Below are 235 nucleotides of genomic sequence, written 5' to 3'. Positions count from 1 at the left end.
CATGTAGGCATGGCTCGGCACGCCATCGACGAAAAAGTACAGTTCCTTGACGTCTTCACCGTGGTTGCCTTCGGCGTTGTTGAGGCCGAACAGGCGTTCCTTGAGGATTGCATCGCGCTCGTTCCACAGCGCCAGGCCCAGGCACCAGCGTTGGGCCTTGTCACTGAAACCGGCCAAGCCGTCCTCGCCCCAGCGATAGGCGCGGCTGCGTGCGTGCTCATGGGGGAAGTAGGCC

The 235-nt window shown here is 62.6% G+C and carries 1 protein-coding gene; it reads right to left on the bottom strand.

Annotation, left to right across the window (positions count from 1 at the left end):
• Positions 1-235 (bottom strand): hypothetical protein (locus tag AAEZ09_RS29220; RefSeq protein WP_350601805.1); only part of this gene is annotated, 235 nt, incomplete at both ends.

The sequence above is a fragment of the Pseudomonas sp. 65/3-MNA-CIBAN-0223 genome, assembly GCF_040310425.1.
Classification (GTDB): Bacteria; Pseudomonadota; Gammaproteobacteria; order Pseudomonadales; family Pseudomonadaceae; genus Aquipseudomonas; species Aquipseudomonas gregormendelii.
This window is presented reverse-complemented; position numbering and strand designations above follow the sequence as displayed.